This is a genomic window from Paenarthrobacter sp. E2MeOHC11 (assembly GCF_058744955.1).
On record NZ_CP196673.1, the window covers coordinates 1,434,262 to 1,449,325 of the forward strand.

The 15,064-nt window shown below is 60.8% G+C and carries 13 protein-coding genes; 7 read left to right on the forward strand and 6 right to left on the reverse strand.

Annotated features, from left to right (window positions below):
* Positions 1 to 4: 4 nt before the first annotated feature.
* Both ACSSVG_RS06535 and ACSSVG_RS06540 read left to right on the forward strand, forming a co-directional pair.
* Entirely contained in the window at positions 5 to 1,027 is a 1,023-nt protein-coding gene (locus ACSSVG_RS06535; protein ID WP_253466303.1) for a Gfo/Idh/MocA family protein, read from the forward strand.
* A complete protein-coding gene (locus ACSSVG_RS06540; RefSeq protein ID WP_492417993.1) occupies positions 1,024 to 1,500 on the forward strand; it encodes a heme-degrading domain-containing protein in 477 nt (158 codons plus the stop codon). The genes ACSSVG_RS06535 and ACSSVG_RS06540 overlap by 4 nt, the downstream gene beginning before the upstream one ends.
* On the opposite strand, the gene ACSSVG_RS06545 is transcribed toward ACSSVG_RS06540, so the two are convergent.
* Positions 1,497 to 2,171, reverse strand: a complete 675-nt coding sequence (locus tag ACSSVG_RS06545; protein WP_231340638.1) for a ThuA domain-containing protein — start codon at positions 2,169 to 2,171, stop codon at positions 1,497 to 1,499. The genes ACSSVG_RS06540 and ACSSVG_RS06545 overlap by 4 nt on opposite strands.
* Before the next feature lie 294 nt (positions 2,172 to 2,465).
* Between ACSSVG_RS06545 and ACSSVG_RS06550 the strand changes: the two genes are divergently transcribed.
* Both ACSSVG_RS06550 and ACSSVG_RS06555 read left to right on the forward strand, forming a co-directional pair.
* Entirely contained in the window at positions 2,466 to 3,761 is a 1,296-nt protein-coding gene (locus ACSSVG_RS06550; RefSeq protein WP_492417995.1) for an MFS transporter, read from the forward strand.
* Positions 3,762 to 3,964: 203 nt separating this feature from the next.
* Positions 3,965 to 5,224, forward strand: coding sequence for an MFS transporter (locus tag ACSSVG_RS06555; protein WP_253466293.1), 1,260 nt, complete (start codon positions 3,965 to 3,967; stop codon positions 5,222 to 5,224).
* An 82-nt stretch (positions 5,225 to 5,306) separates the two neighbouring features.
* Here ACSSVG_RS06555 and ACSSVG_RS06560 read toward each other — a convergent pair whose 3' ends face one another.
* From ACSSVG_RS06560 to ACSSVG_RS06570, 3 genes are all read right to left on the reverse strand, one after another.
* On the reverse strand, positions 5,307 to 6,326 hold the full coding sequence (locus ACSSVG_RS06560) for a Gfo/Idh/MocA family protein (protein WP_231340641.1): 1,020 nt from the start codon (positions 6,324 to 6,326) through the stop codon (positions 5,307 to 5,309).
* A gap of 152 nt (positions 6,327 to 6,478) precedes the next feature.
* Positions 6,479 to 7,972 carry a CoA-acylating methylmalonate-semialdehyde dehydrogenase gene (locus tag ACSSVG_RS06565; protein WP_253466290.1) on the reverse strand — a complete coding sequence of 498 codons (1,494 nt, stop codon included), beginning with the start codon at positions 7,970 to 7,972 and terminating at the stop codon, positions 6,479 to 6,481.
* Between the two features lie 75 nt (positions 7,973 to 8,047).
* Entirely contained in the window at positions 8,048 to 9,208 is a 1,161-nt protein-coding gene (locus ACSSVG_RS06570) for an iron-containing alcohol dehydrogenase (RefSeq protein WP_231343423.1), read from the reverse strand.
* 143 nt (positions 9,209 to 9,351) lie between these two features.
* On the opposite strand from ACSSVG_RS06570, the gene ACSSVG_RS06575 reads away from it, so the two are divergent.
* Positions 9,352 to 10,242: a LysR family transcriptional regulator gene (locus ACSSVG_RS06575; RefSeq protein WP_231343424.1), complete on the forward strand. Its 891-nt coding sequence runs from the start codon at positions 9,352 to 9,354 to the stop codon at positions 10,240 to 10,242.
* A gap of 34 nt (positions 10,243 to 10,276) precedes the next feature.
* Here ACSSVG_RS06575 and ACSSVG_RS06580 read toward each other — a convergent pair whose 3' ends face one another.
* Both ACSSVG_RS06580 and hisD read right to left on the reverse strand, forming a co-directional pair.
* On the reverse strand, positions 10,277 to 10,432 hold the full coding sequence (locus ACSSVG_RS06580; protein WP_231343425.1) for a hypothetical protein: 156 nt from the start codon (positions 10,430 to 10,432) through the stop codon (positions 10,277 to 10,279).
* Between the two features lie 511 nt (positions 10,433 to 10,943).
* The gene (gene hisD, locus ACSSVG_RS06585; RefSeq protein WP_492417999.1) at positions 10,944 to 12,242 is read right to left on the reverse strand and encodes a histidinol dehydrogenase; all 1,299 of its coding nucleotides are present in this window, start codon (positions 12,240 to 12,242) and stop codon (positions 10,944 to 10,946) included.
* Positions 12,243 to 12,489: 247 nt separating this feature from the next.
* On the opposite strand from hisD, the gene ACSSVG_RS06590 reads away from it, so the two are divergent.
* Together ACSSVG_RS06590 and ACSSVG_RS06595 are read left to right on the forward strand one after the other, a co-directional pair.
* Positions 12,490 to 13,944, forward strand: coding sequence for an aspartate ammonia-lyase (locus tag ACSSVG_RS06590; protein WP_231343428.1), 1,455 nt, complete (start codon positions 12,490 to 12,492; stop codon positions 13,942 to 13,944).
* Between the two features lie 9 nt (positions 13,945 to 13,953).
* Positions 13,954 to 14,919 carry a LysR family transcriptional regulator gene (locus tag ACSSVG_RS06595; protein ID WP_231343429.1) on the forward strand — a complete coding sequence of 322 codons (966 nt, stop codon included), beginning with the start codon at positions 13,954 to 13,956 and terminating at the stop codon, positions 14,917 to 14,919.
* Positions 14,920 to 15,064 lie beyond the last annotated feature (145 nt).

Consider the following 15,064-nt stretch of genomic DNA (forward strand, 5'->3'; position numbering starts at 1 on the left):
GCACGTGACTCTCAGCAATGGCACCTCCGACGGAACCATCCGCTGGGGAATCCTCGGCACCGGTTTTATTGCGGGGCTGCAGACGAAGGACCTGAACGAGAACGGCTTCACGGTGCAGGCCGTGGGGTCCCGTTCGCTGGACTCGAGCAAGGCGTTCGCCGAGCAGTATGGCGTGGCCACCGCGCATGGCTGCTATGAGGATCTGGTGGCTGACCCGTTGATTGACGTGGTGTACATCGCCACACCGCACCCGTTCCACCACGCCAATGCGCTGCTGGCCTTGAACGCTGGCAAGCACGTGCTGGTGGAGAAGTCGTTCACCATGAACGCCCGCGAAGCACAGGACATCATTGACGTGGCCGAGTCCAAGGGGCTCGTGGCCCTGGAAGCCATGTGGACCCGGTTCCTCCCGCACATGATCCGCGTTCGCGACATCATCGCTGCCGGCACCATCGGGGAGGTCCGCAAGGTGGTCGCCAGCCACAACCAGAGCCTCCCCCAAGACCCTGCGCACCGGCTCAACGATCCCGCGCTCGGCGGCGGAGCGCTGCTGGACCTGGGCATTTATCCGGTCTCCTTCGCGTTTGACATCCTGGGAACGCCGGCCGCAATCCGGGCCAGCGCCTCCATGTCCGCGACGGGCGTCGACCGGCAGACCGCTGCGATCTTCGAATACACCAACGGCGCCCAGGCGATTGTTGATTGTGAGCTCGATGCCGCCAGCGCCAACCGCGCAATGGTGATCGGAACCAACGGCTGGATCGACATCGAGCACACTTGGTACAACCCCGTTCCTTTCACAGTCCACGCCGTGGACGGCAGCGTTATTGAACGGTATGACGAGCCCGTCGGCAGCCGTGGGATGCAGTTCCAGGCCGCTGAGCTGGAGCGTCTGGTTCGGGATGGTTCTACTGCTGGAACCGTCCTTCCCCCGGCCGAGACCGTGGCCATCATGGCGGCGATGGACGAGATGCGCCGGCAGATCGGTTTGAGCTACGAGGCCGACGCAGTAGAGGGTGCGTCATGACCGACTCGCCGCGCATTGCTGAGCTGAAGCAGCACGAGGAAGAGCTGGTCTTCGCAGCCTTCGACAACCACGACGCCTGGCGGCTCGGTTCGCTGATCGCCAACCATGCCATCGCTGCCGGCTTCGGGGTTGCCATCGACATCCGCCGTCATAACATCGTGCTCTTCCGCTGCGTCCTGCCGGGGGCAACCTCGGACCAGGAGGAGTGGATCCGCCGCAAGTCCGCGTCGGTGCTGCGCTTTGAGCACAGCACGGCGTTGCTGTCCGAGGAGTTCTCCGCCCGAGGACACAGTCCTGTTGGTGGCGGCTGGCTCGCCCACGAGGACTACACCTTGGCTGGAGGCTCGTTCCCTATCCGGGTGCGCGGCGCCGGCGTGGTCGGCGCGATCACAGTGTCCGGGCTGTCGTCCGACGACGACCACCAACTGGTGGTGGACGGGATTCGGAGCTATCTGAAGACGGTGGGGGTTTAGTCGGCGGATTGATGGTTACGGCGTGCCCAAAGAAGACCTCGTCGGACGATTTCCTCTACCGGGGCAGCTGTTAGGTCGTCCAAGTAGTGGCCGAGGGCACTATAGAACACCCGGCCCTTGCCCCAGTCTTTGGTCCACGCTTGCGGCATGCGCTGGCCATCAAGCCAGGGCATGTGTTCGCCGTCGAACACTGTCTCAAGAAGTACGTGATTGCGGGGGTCTACGTTCATGTAGTACTGCTCGCTGGCAGCATGGAAGTCTTGTATTCCACGGGTAATCGGATGGTCCCGATCCATCACATACAACGGGTATGGATGACGCGTTCCCTCACCTGCAGGGTGGTAAAACACGTCGGCGCCCAGCATCATGTGGTACATCACGCTGCCCCTGAACGCCGCCCCACCACCATGCCATGAGACGAATCCGGTCCCTGCCTCCACCGCGCCGAGCAGATGTGCTTCCTGGGACGGGGTCAGAGTCTCGCTGAGGAGGGCATTGTTCCAGTTGTTGATTATCAGGTCGTAATCGGTCAGATCCTGGTCGAGGATGAAGATATCCGTCGATTCCTGCACCTCGAAATCCAGACTCTGCAGCAAGGACCGCGTCCAGTCCGCAACGCCGTAAGGGTTGTGTCCCGGCCAGCCACCGTAGAGATATAGAACTTTGGTCATTCGGACTCCTTCACGGTGCACCGCCCAGCCGGGGCAGGCCCAAGACTGGCAAAAGCTTATATATGTAAATATGAAGCTTACGCATACTTTACCTTATGCAACCAGCGCGACCAAGCGCCCTCTGTAGCTGCCGCATCAGCAACCGTTACCTCTTGACTTATAAGGTTTACTTTCCTTTACTGGAAGTAATGTGGACATTACCTTGGGTACGCCCGAGGGGTAGGGCGTTGGAAACCGAGGCGGCCTGCCAGCACAACTGCGCAACGGCCCGGCGCCTTCCATTGGAGAACAGCAATGACCCTAACGCACGCTCAATCTTCTACGTGGGGCGGTGTCACGCGAACGCAGCTTGTGCGTGCCCGTATCGCCACCTTCTTCGGCTACTTCCAGATAGGCGTAGCCCTCAACATGTGGTCGTCGAGCACATCCTCGCTCCAGCGCAGCTATGGCTGGATCGGGTCCGACGGCACCGTCGACGCCCTCCATTTCGGCATGCTGACGACGGCCATAGGCGTCGGCGCCGTCATTGGAAGCTTTTTGACCGGTCCCTTGGCCGATAGATATGGGCCGCGAATGGTCATCTGGCCCCTCTTGGTGCTTTTTCCCGCAAGCTTCCTCCCTCTTGCCCTGACTAATTCCTTCGTCGCAGCGCTGGTGCTGGGCGTCGCCATCGGCCTCGTCAGGGGCGGCCTCGACACCGCCACGGGGGCCTTGGCAATAGCCTTGGAACGTCACTACGAACGGCCGCTCATGGCTGGATTCCAAGCCATCTTCCCCATCGGTGGATTCTTGGGCGGCTGGGCGTCGAGCGGCCTCATCGTGCTACTGGGCGTCCATGATTCGCCGCTGCCCCTGTACGCAGTAGAGGGCCTCATCCTCGCAGGGATTGGCGCGGTGGTCGGAGGCTGGGTACTCCGCAAAGACCAGATCCTTCCGACTGACCACCAGAACCACAAGCTGAACTCAGTGCGGCTACAAACGAGTGTCGTCCAGAAAGGCTTGCCGGCCCTGGCATGCGTACTTGGCGGCATGCTCGTGTTGTCCATGTGGGTTGAGTCTTCCCTTTGGGATTGGGGTCAAACGTTCGGAGTCGAGGTTTACGGCTCCACCACCGCAGCCGCTGCGGTCGCAATCTCCTTCTTCTCCCTGGGTGAGTTTGCCGGACGAATGATTTCCGATCGGCTGGTGATGCGATTCGGAGAGGTCAGGGTATTACTGGTGAGCGGACTTATCGGCATCTTCGGAGCGCTGGTCCTCATCCTGGGACGAGGTGATCTCACACTTGCCAGCGGCATGTTCCTCGTTGGCGTAGGCGTCGCAAGCATGGCCCCCGTCATGCTATCGAGCGCGGGTCGACTCGACCCCGCGAACGCCGGGCGGAGCATCGGTATCGTCACCGGAATCGGCTACGTTGCGATGCTCGCAGGGCCCCTGGGAATGACCGTCGTCGTGAGCGCGTTTGGCTCGATTTCGATTCCATTTGTTGCCCTTGCCCTCCTTGTCTTGATCGTCGCATTCTCACCGATGGTCTCAAAGGTCCTTCCGGCGCAACGCAGCGCGGAGCTGGCCTTGTCCGAATCTGCGCGTTAGCGTACGATCGTACACATAAATTCGGGGGGGAACCTTGCTTCTCCCTGTGATGCACGCACCAGTCCAGAGGCTGAGGGGCGTTCGAGGTCTCCTTTGACGGCCGCTCCCAACGTTCCAGGTTCTAGAGGATGCGCGTTCCGAATGACAACCGCATCCCTCGATGTGTAGCAGCGCCAACCACAATATTGTCCGGAAGGATCTCCATGTCTCCCAGCATCCTCACGCCTCGACGGGCACTCGTCCGTGCACGATGGGGTGTGTTCGGCACGTTCGCGGGAGTCGGGTTCCTCTCAGCAATATGGCTTGTCAATATTCCGGACATCCAAGAGCGGACAGGGACTTCCCATGCCGTGCTCGGCGGACTCATCCTTCTTCTGGGGCTCGGTGCGTTGGTGTCCATGCAGTTCACCGGCCTCTTGATCCGCAGGATCGGAAGCCGTGCCAGCTGCTCGTTGGGGCTAGGGCTCTTGGTCATCACGGTGAACTTACCGGGTATGGCCACCGACGCCGTTTCCCTTGGGATCGCCCTTTTTATCTTTGGTCTCGGCCACGGGATTACCGATGTGGCGATGAATCAGCATGCCGTGGTCGTGGAGCGGGAATACGGGCGGCCCATCATGTCCGCCTTCCATGCTTTCTATTCCCTTGGCGGCGCACTGGGTGCCGTTGCCGCAGCAGCGGGGCAATCCACCGGTCTGGACCTTGCATGGATTCTTTTCATTGCTTGCCTCGTTGGTGCGGCAGCCGCAGCTTCTTCGGTGCCTGCCCTTCTTTCCCGGGCAACCGAACGCCGACTCGAAACCGGCACCAGCCCTGTGTCGCTGGCCGAACATGCATCGCCAGTACGTGATACGTCTGGTCGTAACAGGCGCAGAATCGTCGCTCTCGCCGTCATGGCGTTCCTGATACTGCTGTCGGAAGGGGCGGCAAACGATTGGAGCGCTCTCCAGACGGTCGAGCATCTCAACGAGCCCGAGGCTGCGGCCGCCCTGGCCTATGGGGCGTTTGCGGGGGCCATGACAGTCGGTCGGCTCCTCGCCGATCGAGCTTCGAATGCGTTGGGTCCAGTCCGAGTGGTCCGCTACGGTTCCATCATGGCCGGAGCAGGAATGCTTGCGGTAGTCGTGTCGACCTTCTATCCGCTCTCCATCATCGGATGGACCTTGTTCGGTCTGGGACTTTCAGGGATCATTCCGCAGGTTTACACCGCAGCGGGCGCTGCGGGAAGGAGCGATTCCGGCAAAACACTCGCACGGGTGGTCAGCTGCGGGTATGTGGGCCTTCTGGCAGGTCCGGCAATTATTGGCTGGTTGGGTGGAATGGTTGGGCTGACGCTGGCGTTCATCCTGCCGTTGCTGTTTTGTGGTTTCGGAGTCCTCCTTGCCAAAGCCGTGGCCCCTGGGAAGGACGATGGTGTAGCCGACCACCTGCGAAGCATCCCCGCGTCCAGCTCTGATCGCTAGGGCGGGCGGCACTATATGCCCCGTCACTGAGCCAGCACTTGGCCGCCAACGGTTCCTGGTTGTCGACGGCCGGGCGCTGCAGCTACCGTTCCATGAACCTTATTTCTTCTCTCTTGCCACTGTTTGACGCTGCTTGGATAGCGAGACTCACCGCCAGATTGTTCGCGGCATCAAGCCCATCGACTACGGGTCGGGCACCCGAGCGTACCGCTAAGCGGAAATGCTCGAGCGTGATGTCATAGCTATGCCTTCGGTCCCCCACCAAGATCTCCCGGCACCCCCTGTTGTCAGTGAGATGGACAGATCCGACCGGCTCTGGCGTCATGACATCAAGCCCAACGAGGCTGCCTTGTTCACCGTTGATTCTGATAAACGAGGGCGTAAAGGGCAGCGTAAATGAGTCCTGGAAATCGACCAGGACCCCGCCGTCGTATCGGATTGAGGCGCTGGAGGCGTCGTCCGCGCCGGAAGGCCAACTGCCTTGGGAAAGCGTCGTGGCAACGACATCAAGGGGACGAGTGCCCAGCAGTGGGTTGACGACTGAGGCATTGTGGCACGAGAGATCCATGACTACGCCGGCGCCCGGGGCGCTCTCCAGCCGCCAGCCACGGAGGCGTTCAGGCAGGAGTGTGGAGTGCCTGACATTTGCGCTAAGAGGACGTCCGATGGCGCCAGCGGCGACAAGTTCCCGGATGGTGCGATGAGTTCCAGCTGCCGGGAGGTGGTGATTGACGGCTAACACGACGTCATTGGCCCGGCACGCCCCGATCATTGTGTAAGCATCTTCGAGCGTCGTTGCTACGGGCTTTTCACACAGAATGTGCTTTCCCGCGGCGGCTGCCGCGAGGGCTTGTGACGAGTGGTATTCGTTTCGGCTCGAAATGTAGACAGCATCGATTGCCCCGTCCGACAGGAGCTCCTCAAGGGTTCCATGATGCCGGGCGATGTCATGGCGCTGGGCATAGGACTTCGCATGCTTGGCGTCGTTGCTGAAGACTCCAGCCACCAGGTCACCGACCCGGCGAAAGGCAGGGATCATGCGGGTGGCAGCGATGTCGCTGGCGCCGACAAGTCCCCAGACCAAGTGCCCATCCTCGTTCATGTGATGTTCTTCCAGAAACGTGGTATCAGGGATTCGAGGTGCAAAGTACTGCCTTTCCATGCGTCGACCGATGTTAGCGGTCGGGATTCCAAACGCCGGGGACGGTGGCCGCTCCATAAGCAAGCCCGACGGCCCCGGCGTTCGGTTGGGGACTAGTTGGAGGGGAAGTTGTAGGAGGCGCCGGAGGCGTGGGTGGGTTCGGGCCAGCGTGAGGTGATGACTTTGCCGCGGGTGTAGAAGGAGACGCCTTCGGGGCCGTAGATGTGCTTGTCGCCGAAGAGGGAGTTCTTCCAACCGCCGAAGGAGTGGTAGGCCACGGGGACGGGCAGCGGCACATTGATGCCGACCATGCCCACCGTCACGGAGCGCTGGAACTTCCGTGCTGCAGCGCCGTTGGAGGTGAAGATCGCCGTGCCGTTACCGTACGGGTTGGAGTTGATCAGGGCGATGCCTTCCTCCAGATCCGCCACACGGACCACGACCAGGACCGGTCCGAAGATTTCCTCGGCGTAGGCCGTCATTTCGGCCGTGACGTGATCGATCACGGTAGGCCCAACCCAGAAACCATCTTCATGACCGGGGACTACCAGGTCGCGGCCGTCCACCACCATCGCCGCTCCTGCGGTTTCGGCTTCGGTGACGATCCGGAGGATGCGTTCCTTGGAGGCCGGGGTAATGACCGGGCCCATGTCGGCGTCGGGTTCGGTGCCGTTCTTGACCTTGATGGCCAGGGCGCGTTCCTCGACCTTCTTCACGATCAGATCCGCAGCGTCCCCCACAGCCACGGCGACGGAGATGGCCATGCAGCGCTCCCCGGCGGAACCGAAAGCAGCAGCAGCGAGGTGGTCAGCGGCGTTGTCCAGGTCCGCGTCGGGCATCACGATGGCATGGTTCTTCGCCCCGCCCAAGGCCTGAACCCTTTTGCCGTGCTTGGTGGCGGTCTCGTGGACATACTGGGCGATCGGAGTGGACCCAACAAAGCTGATGCCGTCCACGTCCGGGTGGGTCAGCAACCCATCGACCGTTTCCTTGCCGCCGTGCAGGACCTGGAACACGCCATCGGGCAGGCCGGCCTGCTTCCACAGCTGGGCCAGCAGCATCGAGGCGGACGGGTCACGCTCCGAAGGCTTGAGGATGAACGCGTTGCCGGTGGCGATGGCCATCGGGGCCATCCACAACGGCACCATGACCGGGAAGTTGAACGGCGTGATACCAGCCACCACGCCCAGGGGTTCGCGGAAGGAGAAGACGTCAATGCCGGTGGAGACCTGGTCGGAGTAGTCGCCCTTGAGCAGCTGAGGGATGCCACAGGCGAACTCGATGACCTCCAGGCCACGGCCGATCTCACCCTTCGCGTCCGAAAGGACCTTGCCGTGCTCGGCGGTGATCAGCTCGGCGAGTTCGTCCACGTGCGCTGCGACGAGTTCACGGAACTTGAACAACACCGCGGTGCGCTTGGCAAGGGAAATATCGCCCCAGGAATCAGCTGCTGCGCGGGCCGCCGCGACGGTTGCGTTCAGGTCTGCCTCGTTGGCCAGACGCAGCTCTGCCGAAACCCGCCCCGTCGCCGGGTTGTACACCGGTTGCGTACGGTCCCCCTCGCCCGTGGTCTCAGTGCCGTTAATGAAATGATGAATAGTGGTCATTTTGTTCCTTTGTGTCTTAATGCATCGGCACGGTTCGTGATCGGCGAGACCTGGCTTCGGTCCCGCTGAGGATAGTTAGGCGTAAATTTCCTCGTAGATGGCCCGGATCTGCCCGGCATCAGGAATGAGCGGGTTGTTACCCGGCGAGCCGGAGGCAAGCGCCTGATCGGCCATGAGCGCGATTTTGGCTTCCCACTCGGAGCGATCGATTCCAAAGGCCTCAGGTGTCGGTACGGCAAGGTCCCGGTTCAACGTGTCCAGTTCCGCGACCAAGGCGTTTGCTGCTTCATGGTCCGAACTGCTCGAAGAGGTGACGCCCAATGCCCGTGCGCAGTCCGCGTACTTCGACTCGGCGGCACAGATCGAGAATTTTGTAACGGCCGGAAACAGCATCGCATTCGCAAGTCCGTGTGCGACGTTGAAGTGGGCTCCGATGGGGCGGCTCATGCCATGGACCAGTGCCACGCTGGAGTTCGAGAAGGCAATACCTGCCTGGGTTGAGGCAAGCATCATCGCTTCTCGCGCCTTGGTGTTCGCCCCGTCGGCATACACGGGCCTGAGATTCGAGCCGATGGCCCGTATTGCCGAGAGCGCGAACGCATCAGAAAAGTGGTTCGATTTACGGCTTACGTAGGCTTCGATGGCGTGTGTGAGCGCATCGATTCCAGTATCGGCCGTCAGCCGCGGTGGCATGGAGACTGTTAGCTCGTAGTCAATGACTGCGGCCACTGGCAGGAACGAGATCCCAGCACAAAGCATCTTTTCATGCGTTTCCGAGTCGCTGATGATCGTGAATTGCGTTGCTTCCGATCCGCTGCCTGCCGTCGTGGGGATGGCGACGACGGGAATGGCTGGCCCGTTGTTGTTGCGTGGAGCCTTATAGTGACGCATCTGACCGCCTTGGCGGCTCAGCAAACCGAGAGCTTTGGCTGTGTCGATGGCGCTCCCACCTCCCAGACCGATGATGATGTCCGCCTCGTGGTTGTGCGCGGCAGTTACACCTTCGTGGAGGGAGTCCGTGGTGGGGTCCGGCACCACGCCTGAAAAGACAGCAGCCTCCAGCCCGCTGCTCTCGATGGAATGCAGGAGCGCGTTTACGCTGCCAGTCGTCAGCATGAATGCGTCTGTGACAACCAGAGGCCTGGCTGCTCCAAGTTCCTCCAGCAGGGCACCAACGTGTTCGATGGCACCTCCGCCAACTTTCATGATCCTGGGCAACGCGATATTTGCGACCATATCTTCCTCTGTTCTTTCCTAGGGGACGGACTCCGTCCCGGCGATTGTCGTTGATATTTTCTTTCGAGTCTCCATAGGTTTTTCGCCCGAAACAATGACCAAAAGTGCCCGCTGCTGTGCAAATATGCACGTAAGATGGGGGCATGATTTCGGCAGACGACCTCCGCTTCTTCCTCGAAACAGCCCGAACCGGCAAGCTCGTTGCTGCTGCACGCGGCCTCGGAGTGGACCACACGACCGTGGGACGACGGATATCGCACTTGGAGCGCAGTGCCGGTTCCAGATTGTTCGTTCGTTCCGCAGGCGGATGGAAGCTCACCGATGCCGGTGAACGCCTGGCGGTCCACGCGGAAGCCGTTGAGTCCTCGTTGTTAGCCGCCGCCGAAGAACTCGGGTCGGGACCCGGACGCATATCGGGAACCATCCGCATAGCAGCCCCGGATGGATTCGGGGCATTTGTCCTCAGTCCCGGGCTCGGAGCCCTGAGAAGCAGGCACCCGGACTTGGCGGTTGAGATCGTTACAGCTACCCGCTTGAACCTCTTGGCAACGAAAGAGTTTGATGTGGGCATTTCGCTGGCCAAGCCCACCATCCGGGGCGTGGACGCCACCGAACTGGCCGCGTATCCCCTGGGTTTCTATGCTGCCCCGGCGTATTTGGAAGCGAATCCCGTCATATCCGCAGTCGAGGACCTGAAGGAACACGCTGTTATTGGATACGTGGACTCCCTCCTGGATATCCCCGACTTGCGATTCCTGGACGCAGCATTGCCAGGGGTCCGCCCCGCCATTCAGACCAACAACCTCACGGGACAGTGGATGTCTGCGGTCGCCGGCCTTGGGGTTGCCGTTTTGCCTTTGTTTGTGGGCGAACCCGACGGACGTCTCGTCCGGATCCTGGCAGACTCGGTGAGTATCCGCAGAATGTATTGGTTGGCGGTACCGCGGGAACTTCAGCGCTTGGCGCGTACGCGGGCAGTCCAAAATGCCCTGATTGAACTGGCAGTTGCTCATCCCTACTTGGAAGCGGCATGAGGGCCAGTTGCCGTCGGGGATGGCAAGGCTCCGACTACAGAGTGGGCATCGCGTTCCATGTCGGAAACTGTTCCTCGCTTGCCCATACTTCGTAGCCCTCGGACTTCTCCACCATCGTCCTGGTTACCGGTCCGTCCGCCGCGAGCCAGAGTATGGACCCGTCCGAGGTGACGTCCTCCACGAGACCCATACGGGTAGCGTTCAGACGGTGACGTACTTCGATATGGCGACCTCTCGTGAGACACCAGTCGTCCTGCGGCATAGGCTTGCCAGAGAGGGAGACAGCTGGAGATCCGTGAGCGGCAGTAAAATTGTTCATCTTCTTCCATAGGTTGAATGCGCATGGGAGCACCGGGCGCTCCGGCCGAACAGACCTTGTCAGTCGGATTCGTGCCTGGAGTAGCGGCGATGGCTTCCGGCGTAGATTGTGCTGAACAAGCTTCCAGAAGGCACAACAGTTGACGAAGTACTGTTCGGACCGGCCAGTCTTTTTGGGTTCACAACGTTGTTGGGATCGAGCCAGGCCAGGGCAGTTTCGATCCAACGGGGCAGTGGAGAAACGTCACCGCGACCTCGCCGCCGGGCGTTCTTTTCCATAGGGAAGCTCCTTTCCTTGCTTTGGCGATCGGATTGGCGCCGTGGCAGCCCCGCAGGTAAACGGTGGGGCGAACTGAGAGAACAGGCACCCCACCTCAAGGAACCTACGAAGCCCAGGCTGGGCGTTCACCGGCGAGTCTGGCAGCCCTGATGTCACCGGATCGTGCGTGGCCTTCGAAGTTTTCCGCGCGAGCTGCCCTGCCAAGCAGCTCCCCCAGCTCAGCGCTGGCAGCAACGGAAGTGACTTCCTGGTAGGTGACGGTCTTAATGTACTTCCCGACCCACAGGCCGCCGGTGTAGCGGGCGGCCTGACGTGTGGGCAGCACATGGTTGGTGCCGATGACTTTGTCGCCAAAGGAAACACACGTGTTCTCGCCCAGGAATAGTGCACCGTAGTTGGTCATGCTGTCGAGTGCCTCGCGGGGATTGGCAGTCAGGATCTGCACGTGCTCGCTTGCGAACTCGTCGGCGACGGCATAGGCCTCTTTCAGATCGTCGACCAGAATTACTTGGCCATGGTCGCGCCAAGCGACTTCGGCGACTGCACGGGTTGATAGGCCGAGCAGTTGACGGTCGATCTCTTCAATAACCTGCTCACCAACCACGCGCGACGTGGTGACGAGAATGGCAGGCGAGTCGGGGCCGTGTTCTGCCTGGCTGAGCAGATCGACGGCGATAAGGAACGGATCGGCCGTCTCGTCAGCGACGATCAAAACCTCTGTGGGGCCGGCGAAGAGATCAATTCCCACTTCACCGAACAGCTGCCGTTTCGCCTCGGCAACGTACGCATTTCCTGGGCCGGCCAGGAAATCGACCGGGGCGATGGACTCGGTGCCGACGGCAAGAGCGGCCACGGCCTGAACGCCCCCGAGGAGGTAGATCTCGTCCGCTCCGGCGAAGTGCATGGCGGCGATTGAAGCGTCAGGGACCACTCCCCCGGCAGCCGGCGTGGCGGCAGCCACCCTGCGAACCCCCGCGACCTTGGCAGTGACGATGGTCATGTGCGCAGAGGCCAGGAGAGGATACCGGCCACCGGGCACGTAGGCGCCAACTGCGTCAATTGGAATGTTCTTCTGGCCGAGGATGACTCCAGGCTCAACTTCTGCTTCGAATTCAGTGAGCGAGTCCAATTGCAGACGGGCGAAGCGCTCCACGTTCCGCTGAACAGTCTTGATGTCTTCCACGGTTTGTTCGGGGAGCCGGGCAATGGCCGCGTCGATCTCGTCCTGCGAAAGAAGGAAGGACGCGGGCGACCACTTGTCGAACTTTTCGGAGTAGGAGCGGACCGCGGCGTCGCCGCGGTCACGAACGTCCGCGATGACTGTTTCGACTGTTTGCCTCACGCCGACTGGCGACGATGGGTCCGAGATGGTGAATTCAGCGTTCTTAAGGGAGGTGCGCAATGGATTTCTCTTTCGTTGCTGGAGCCAGAGCGCAGGTAGTGCGTGTGCTCCACGTTACTTGAAAACCCTTCAACCATAGCATTACCTATGGGAAAGTAACAGAGTCGAAAGCTTTTACTTATCAAAGACGAGCAACGGCACCCATTGAGGCACGTTAAAGCTATGCTTTTTCTGATTTCTATGCATATCAACTTATAACTGGGTGGGGCCCACATCTCGGACCCCACCAGAGAGTTAGGGGACGAGAATGACCCAAGAGCGTGACACCCGGGTGGAAACAGATCTTCTGGGAACCAGGGAGATTCCCGGGGATGCCTACTGGGGCATCCACACGCTGAGGGCGGTGGAAAACTTCCGGCTGAACGGAGAGACTGTTGGCTCCACGCCGCAACTCGTCAGGGCCATCGCATCGGTCAAGGAAGCAGCGGCCCAGGCCAACATGGAGCTGGGTTTGCTTGCGCCGCGCGTAGGGCATGCCATCGTTTCGGCCTGCCGGGACCTCAGGGCGGGTCAACTGCATGAACAGTTCCCTGTACCCCTGATTCAGGGTGGCGCAGGGACGTCGACAAACATGAACTCCAATGAGGTGATAGCCAACCGGGCTTTGGAGTATATGAAGGAGGCGAAGGGCTCCTATGCCTTAGTTGGTCCCAATGAGCATGTGAACATGGGTCAGTCCACAAACGACGTCTATCCGACAGCCTTAAAGATTGCCACGATCTGGGGCTGCCGGGCCCTGGCGGAGGCCCTTGGCAAGTTCGAGCGGTCCTGTGAGCGGAAGGCACGGGAGTTTGACCATATTGTGAAGATGGGCAGGACCCAGCTTCAAGATGCAGTGCCGATGACATTGGGGCAGGAGTTCCGTAGCTACGCAGTGACCATCCGTGAAGATGTGGCCCGGTTGGGTGAGGCGGTGGCGAATCTCCACGAGATCAACATGGGCGCGACTGCCATTGGTACGGGGCTTAATGCCCACCCTCGATACGCCGCCCTGGTTCGGGACAAGCTGGCGTCACTCACGGGCCTGCCATTGACCACCAGCCCTGATCTCGTGGAAGCGACTCAGGACTGTGGTGTTTTTGTGCTCATTTCCGCCACGGTCAAGCGGGCAGCTGTGAAACTATCCAAGATCAGCAGCGACTTGCGTCTGCTCTCGTCCGGGCCTCGGGCTGGGCTGGGAGAAATCAACCTTCCTCCGCGCCAGGCTGGTTCGAGCATCATGCCAGGCAAAGTGAATCCCGTCATTCCCGAGCTCGTCAATCAAGTTGCTTTCGAAATCATCGGTGCCGACGTGACGATCTCCATGGCCGCCGAGGCAGGACAACTTCAGCTCAACGCCTTCGAACCGATCATCGCCGCGAGTCTGTTCAGAAGTATCGACCATTTGCGCGGCGCCGCCGAGTCATTGGCCGACTTATGTGTTGACGGAATCTCTGCGAACGAGCACACGCTCGAAAAACACCTTGCCCGCAGCATCGGAGTCATCACCGCACTGAGCCCCTACCTCGGCTACCAGACGTCCGGTGAGATAGCCGCGGAGTCATTGAGAACCGGAAGAACGGTCGTGGACCTTGTCGTGGCCCGGGGGCTCCTTGATCCCGGGCTTTTGGCCCGCTTGCTTCAGCCGCAGGTCATAGCTGCGGGTGGACACGTCTTCCCGGAGGGCGAGTCCGCCTCCGTCCTATCCCCCACCGACCTATAGGATTGCCTTATGACTTTGGCCCAACTTGAAGCATTTGTGGCAGCAGCCAGCGGACAGACTTTCACGGCTGCGGCTGCGGCGCTGGGCATGAGTCAACCTGCAGTATCCGACCTTATTCGTCGGTTGGAAACCGAACTCGGAGCCTCTCTGTTCAGTCGCAGTGGCCGAACGCTTGTGTTGTCGGCGGCGGGGGAAGAATTGCTGCCATATGCAGAGCAAACCGTTTTTGCCGCCAAACAGGGCACTGAAGCCGTGAGTGCCTTACTCTCCTTAGGCGGAGGAACGGCGACCTTTGGCCTTCTACGAAATGCGGAGTACTACATCAGGCAGGACCTGGCGAAGCGGTTCCGTCAAAAACACCCGAATGTGCGGATTCGGTTGGTGGGCCAGAACAGCGCAGAGACCGTAAGCGATGTGGTCGCCGGGCATCTGGAAGCGGGTCTTGTCACCCTGCCGATCGACGATGACCGCCTCGATGTACTCCCGCTGGCACGTGACGAAGTGGTCTACGTCAGTGCAGTTCCCGAGCGGGTTCAAACGCCACCGGACATCGCTGCGATATGCGCAGCTCCTCTGGTCCTTTACGACGCCCACTACGCGCAAACCGACCCTGCCCGCAAGCAGCTGTCCGCCAGGGCACGCCTGCGGGGGTTGTCGCTGAACGCCGGTATTGAAGTTGAGTACCTCTCGGCAGCGCTTTCCCTGGCCGCCGACGGATTCGGCGACACAATTGCCTGCAGGGCGGCACTGGAGTCCGAGGTTTACCCGAGGGGATTGCAAGCTGTATCCATGGCCGAGCCTATGTACGACACACTGGCGCTGATCAAGAGGCACGGACAGCTGCTGTCCCCTGCGACCAAGGAAATGGCCCGGCTGGCGCATTCGGCGCTCATCGATCATCAAACGTCTGACCATGGGACCGCTGAGATACTCAACGGCGGACACGATATTGAAGCGTTTCTGGGTGACCGCTGACGGGGGCCCGCTCCGTCCTTGCCTTGATGACTGGGCAAGGGTTCCGCGCTGTTAACGAACGGACGGGCGGCATCTCCTCAGATGCCGCCCGTCGTCGTCTCCGCCGATGGGAGGGCCGCGCAGCGGCTTATTGCGGATCCCCGGG

Bases quoted from the DNA above. Each gene is read 5' to 3' on its own strand.
- ACSSVG_RS06570 (WP_231343423.1), bottom strand. From the start codon at position 9,208: ATGGTCGCAAATATCGCGTTGCCCAGGATCATGAAAGTTGGCGGAGGT.
- ACSSVG_RS06595 (WP_231343429.1), top strand. From the start codon at position 13,954: ATGACTTTGGCCCAACTTGAAGCATTTGTGGCAGCAGCCAGCGGACAG.
- ACSSVG_RS06555 (WP_253466293.1), top strand. From the start codon at position 3,965: ATGTCTCCCAGCATCCTCACGCCTCGACGGGCACTCGTCCGTGCACGA.
- ACSSVG_RS06565 (WP_253466290.1), bottom strand. From the start codon at position 7,972: ATGACCACTATTCATCATTTCATTAACGGCACTGAGACCACGGGCGAG.
- ACSSVG_RS06550 (WP_492417995.1), top strand. From the start codon at position 2,466: ATGACCCTAACGCACGCTCAATCTTCTACGTGGGGCGGTGTCACGCGA.
- ACSSVG_RS06590 (WP_231343428.1), top strand. From the start codon at position 12,490: ATGACCCAAGAGCGTGACACCCGGGTGGAAACAGATCTTCTGGGAACC.
- ACSSVG_RS06560 (WP_231340641.1), bottom strand. From the start codon at position 6,326: ATGAACGAGGATGGGCACTTGGTCTGGGGACTTGTCGGCGCCAGCGAC.
- ACSSVG_RS06540 (WP_492417993.1), top strand. From the start codon at position 1,024: ATGACCGACTCGCCGCGCATTGCTGAGCTGAAGCAGCACGAGGAAGAG.
- ACSSVG_RS06575 (WP_231343424.1), top strand. From the start codon at position 9,352: ATGATTTCGGCAGACGACCTCCGCTTCTTCCTCGAAACAGCCCGAACC.
- ACSSVG_RS06580 (WP_231343425.1), bottom strand. From the start codon at position 10,432: ATGGGTCTCGTGGAGGACGTCACCTCGGACGGGTCCATACTCTGGCTC.
- ACSSVG_RS06545 (WP_231340638.1), bottom strand. From the start codon at position 2,171: ATGACCAAAGTTCTATATCTCTACGGTGGCTGGCCGGGACACAACCCT.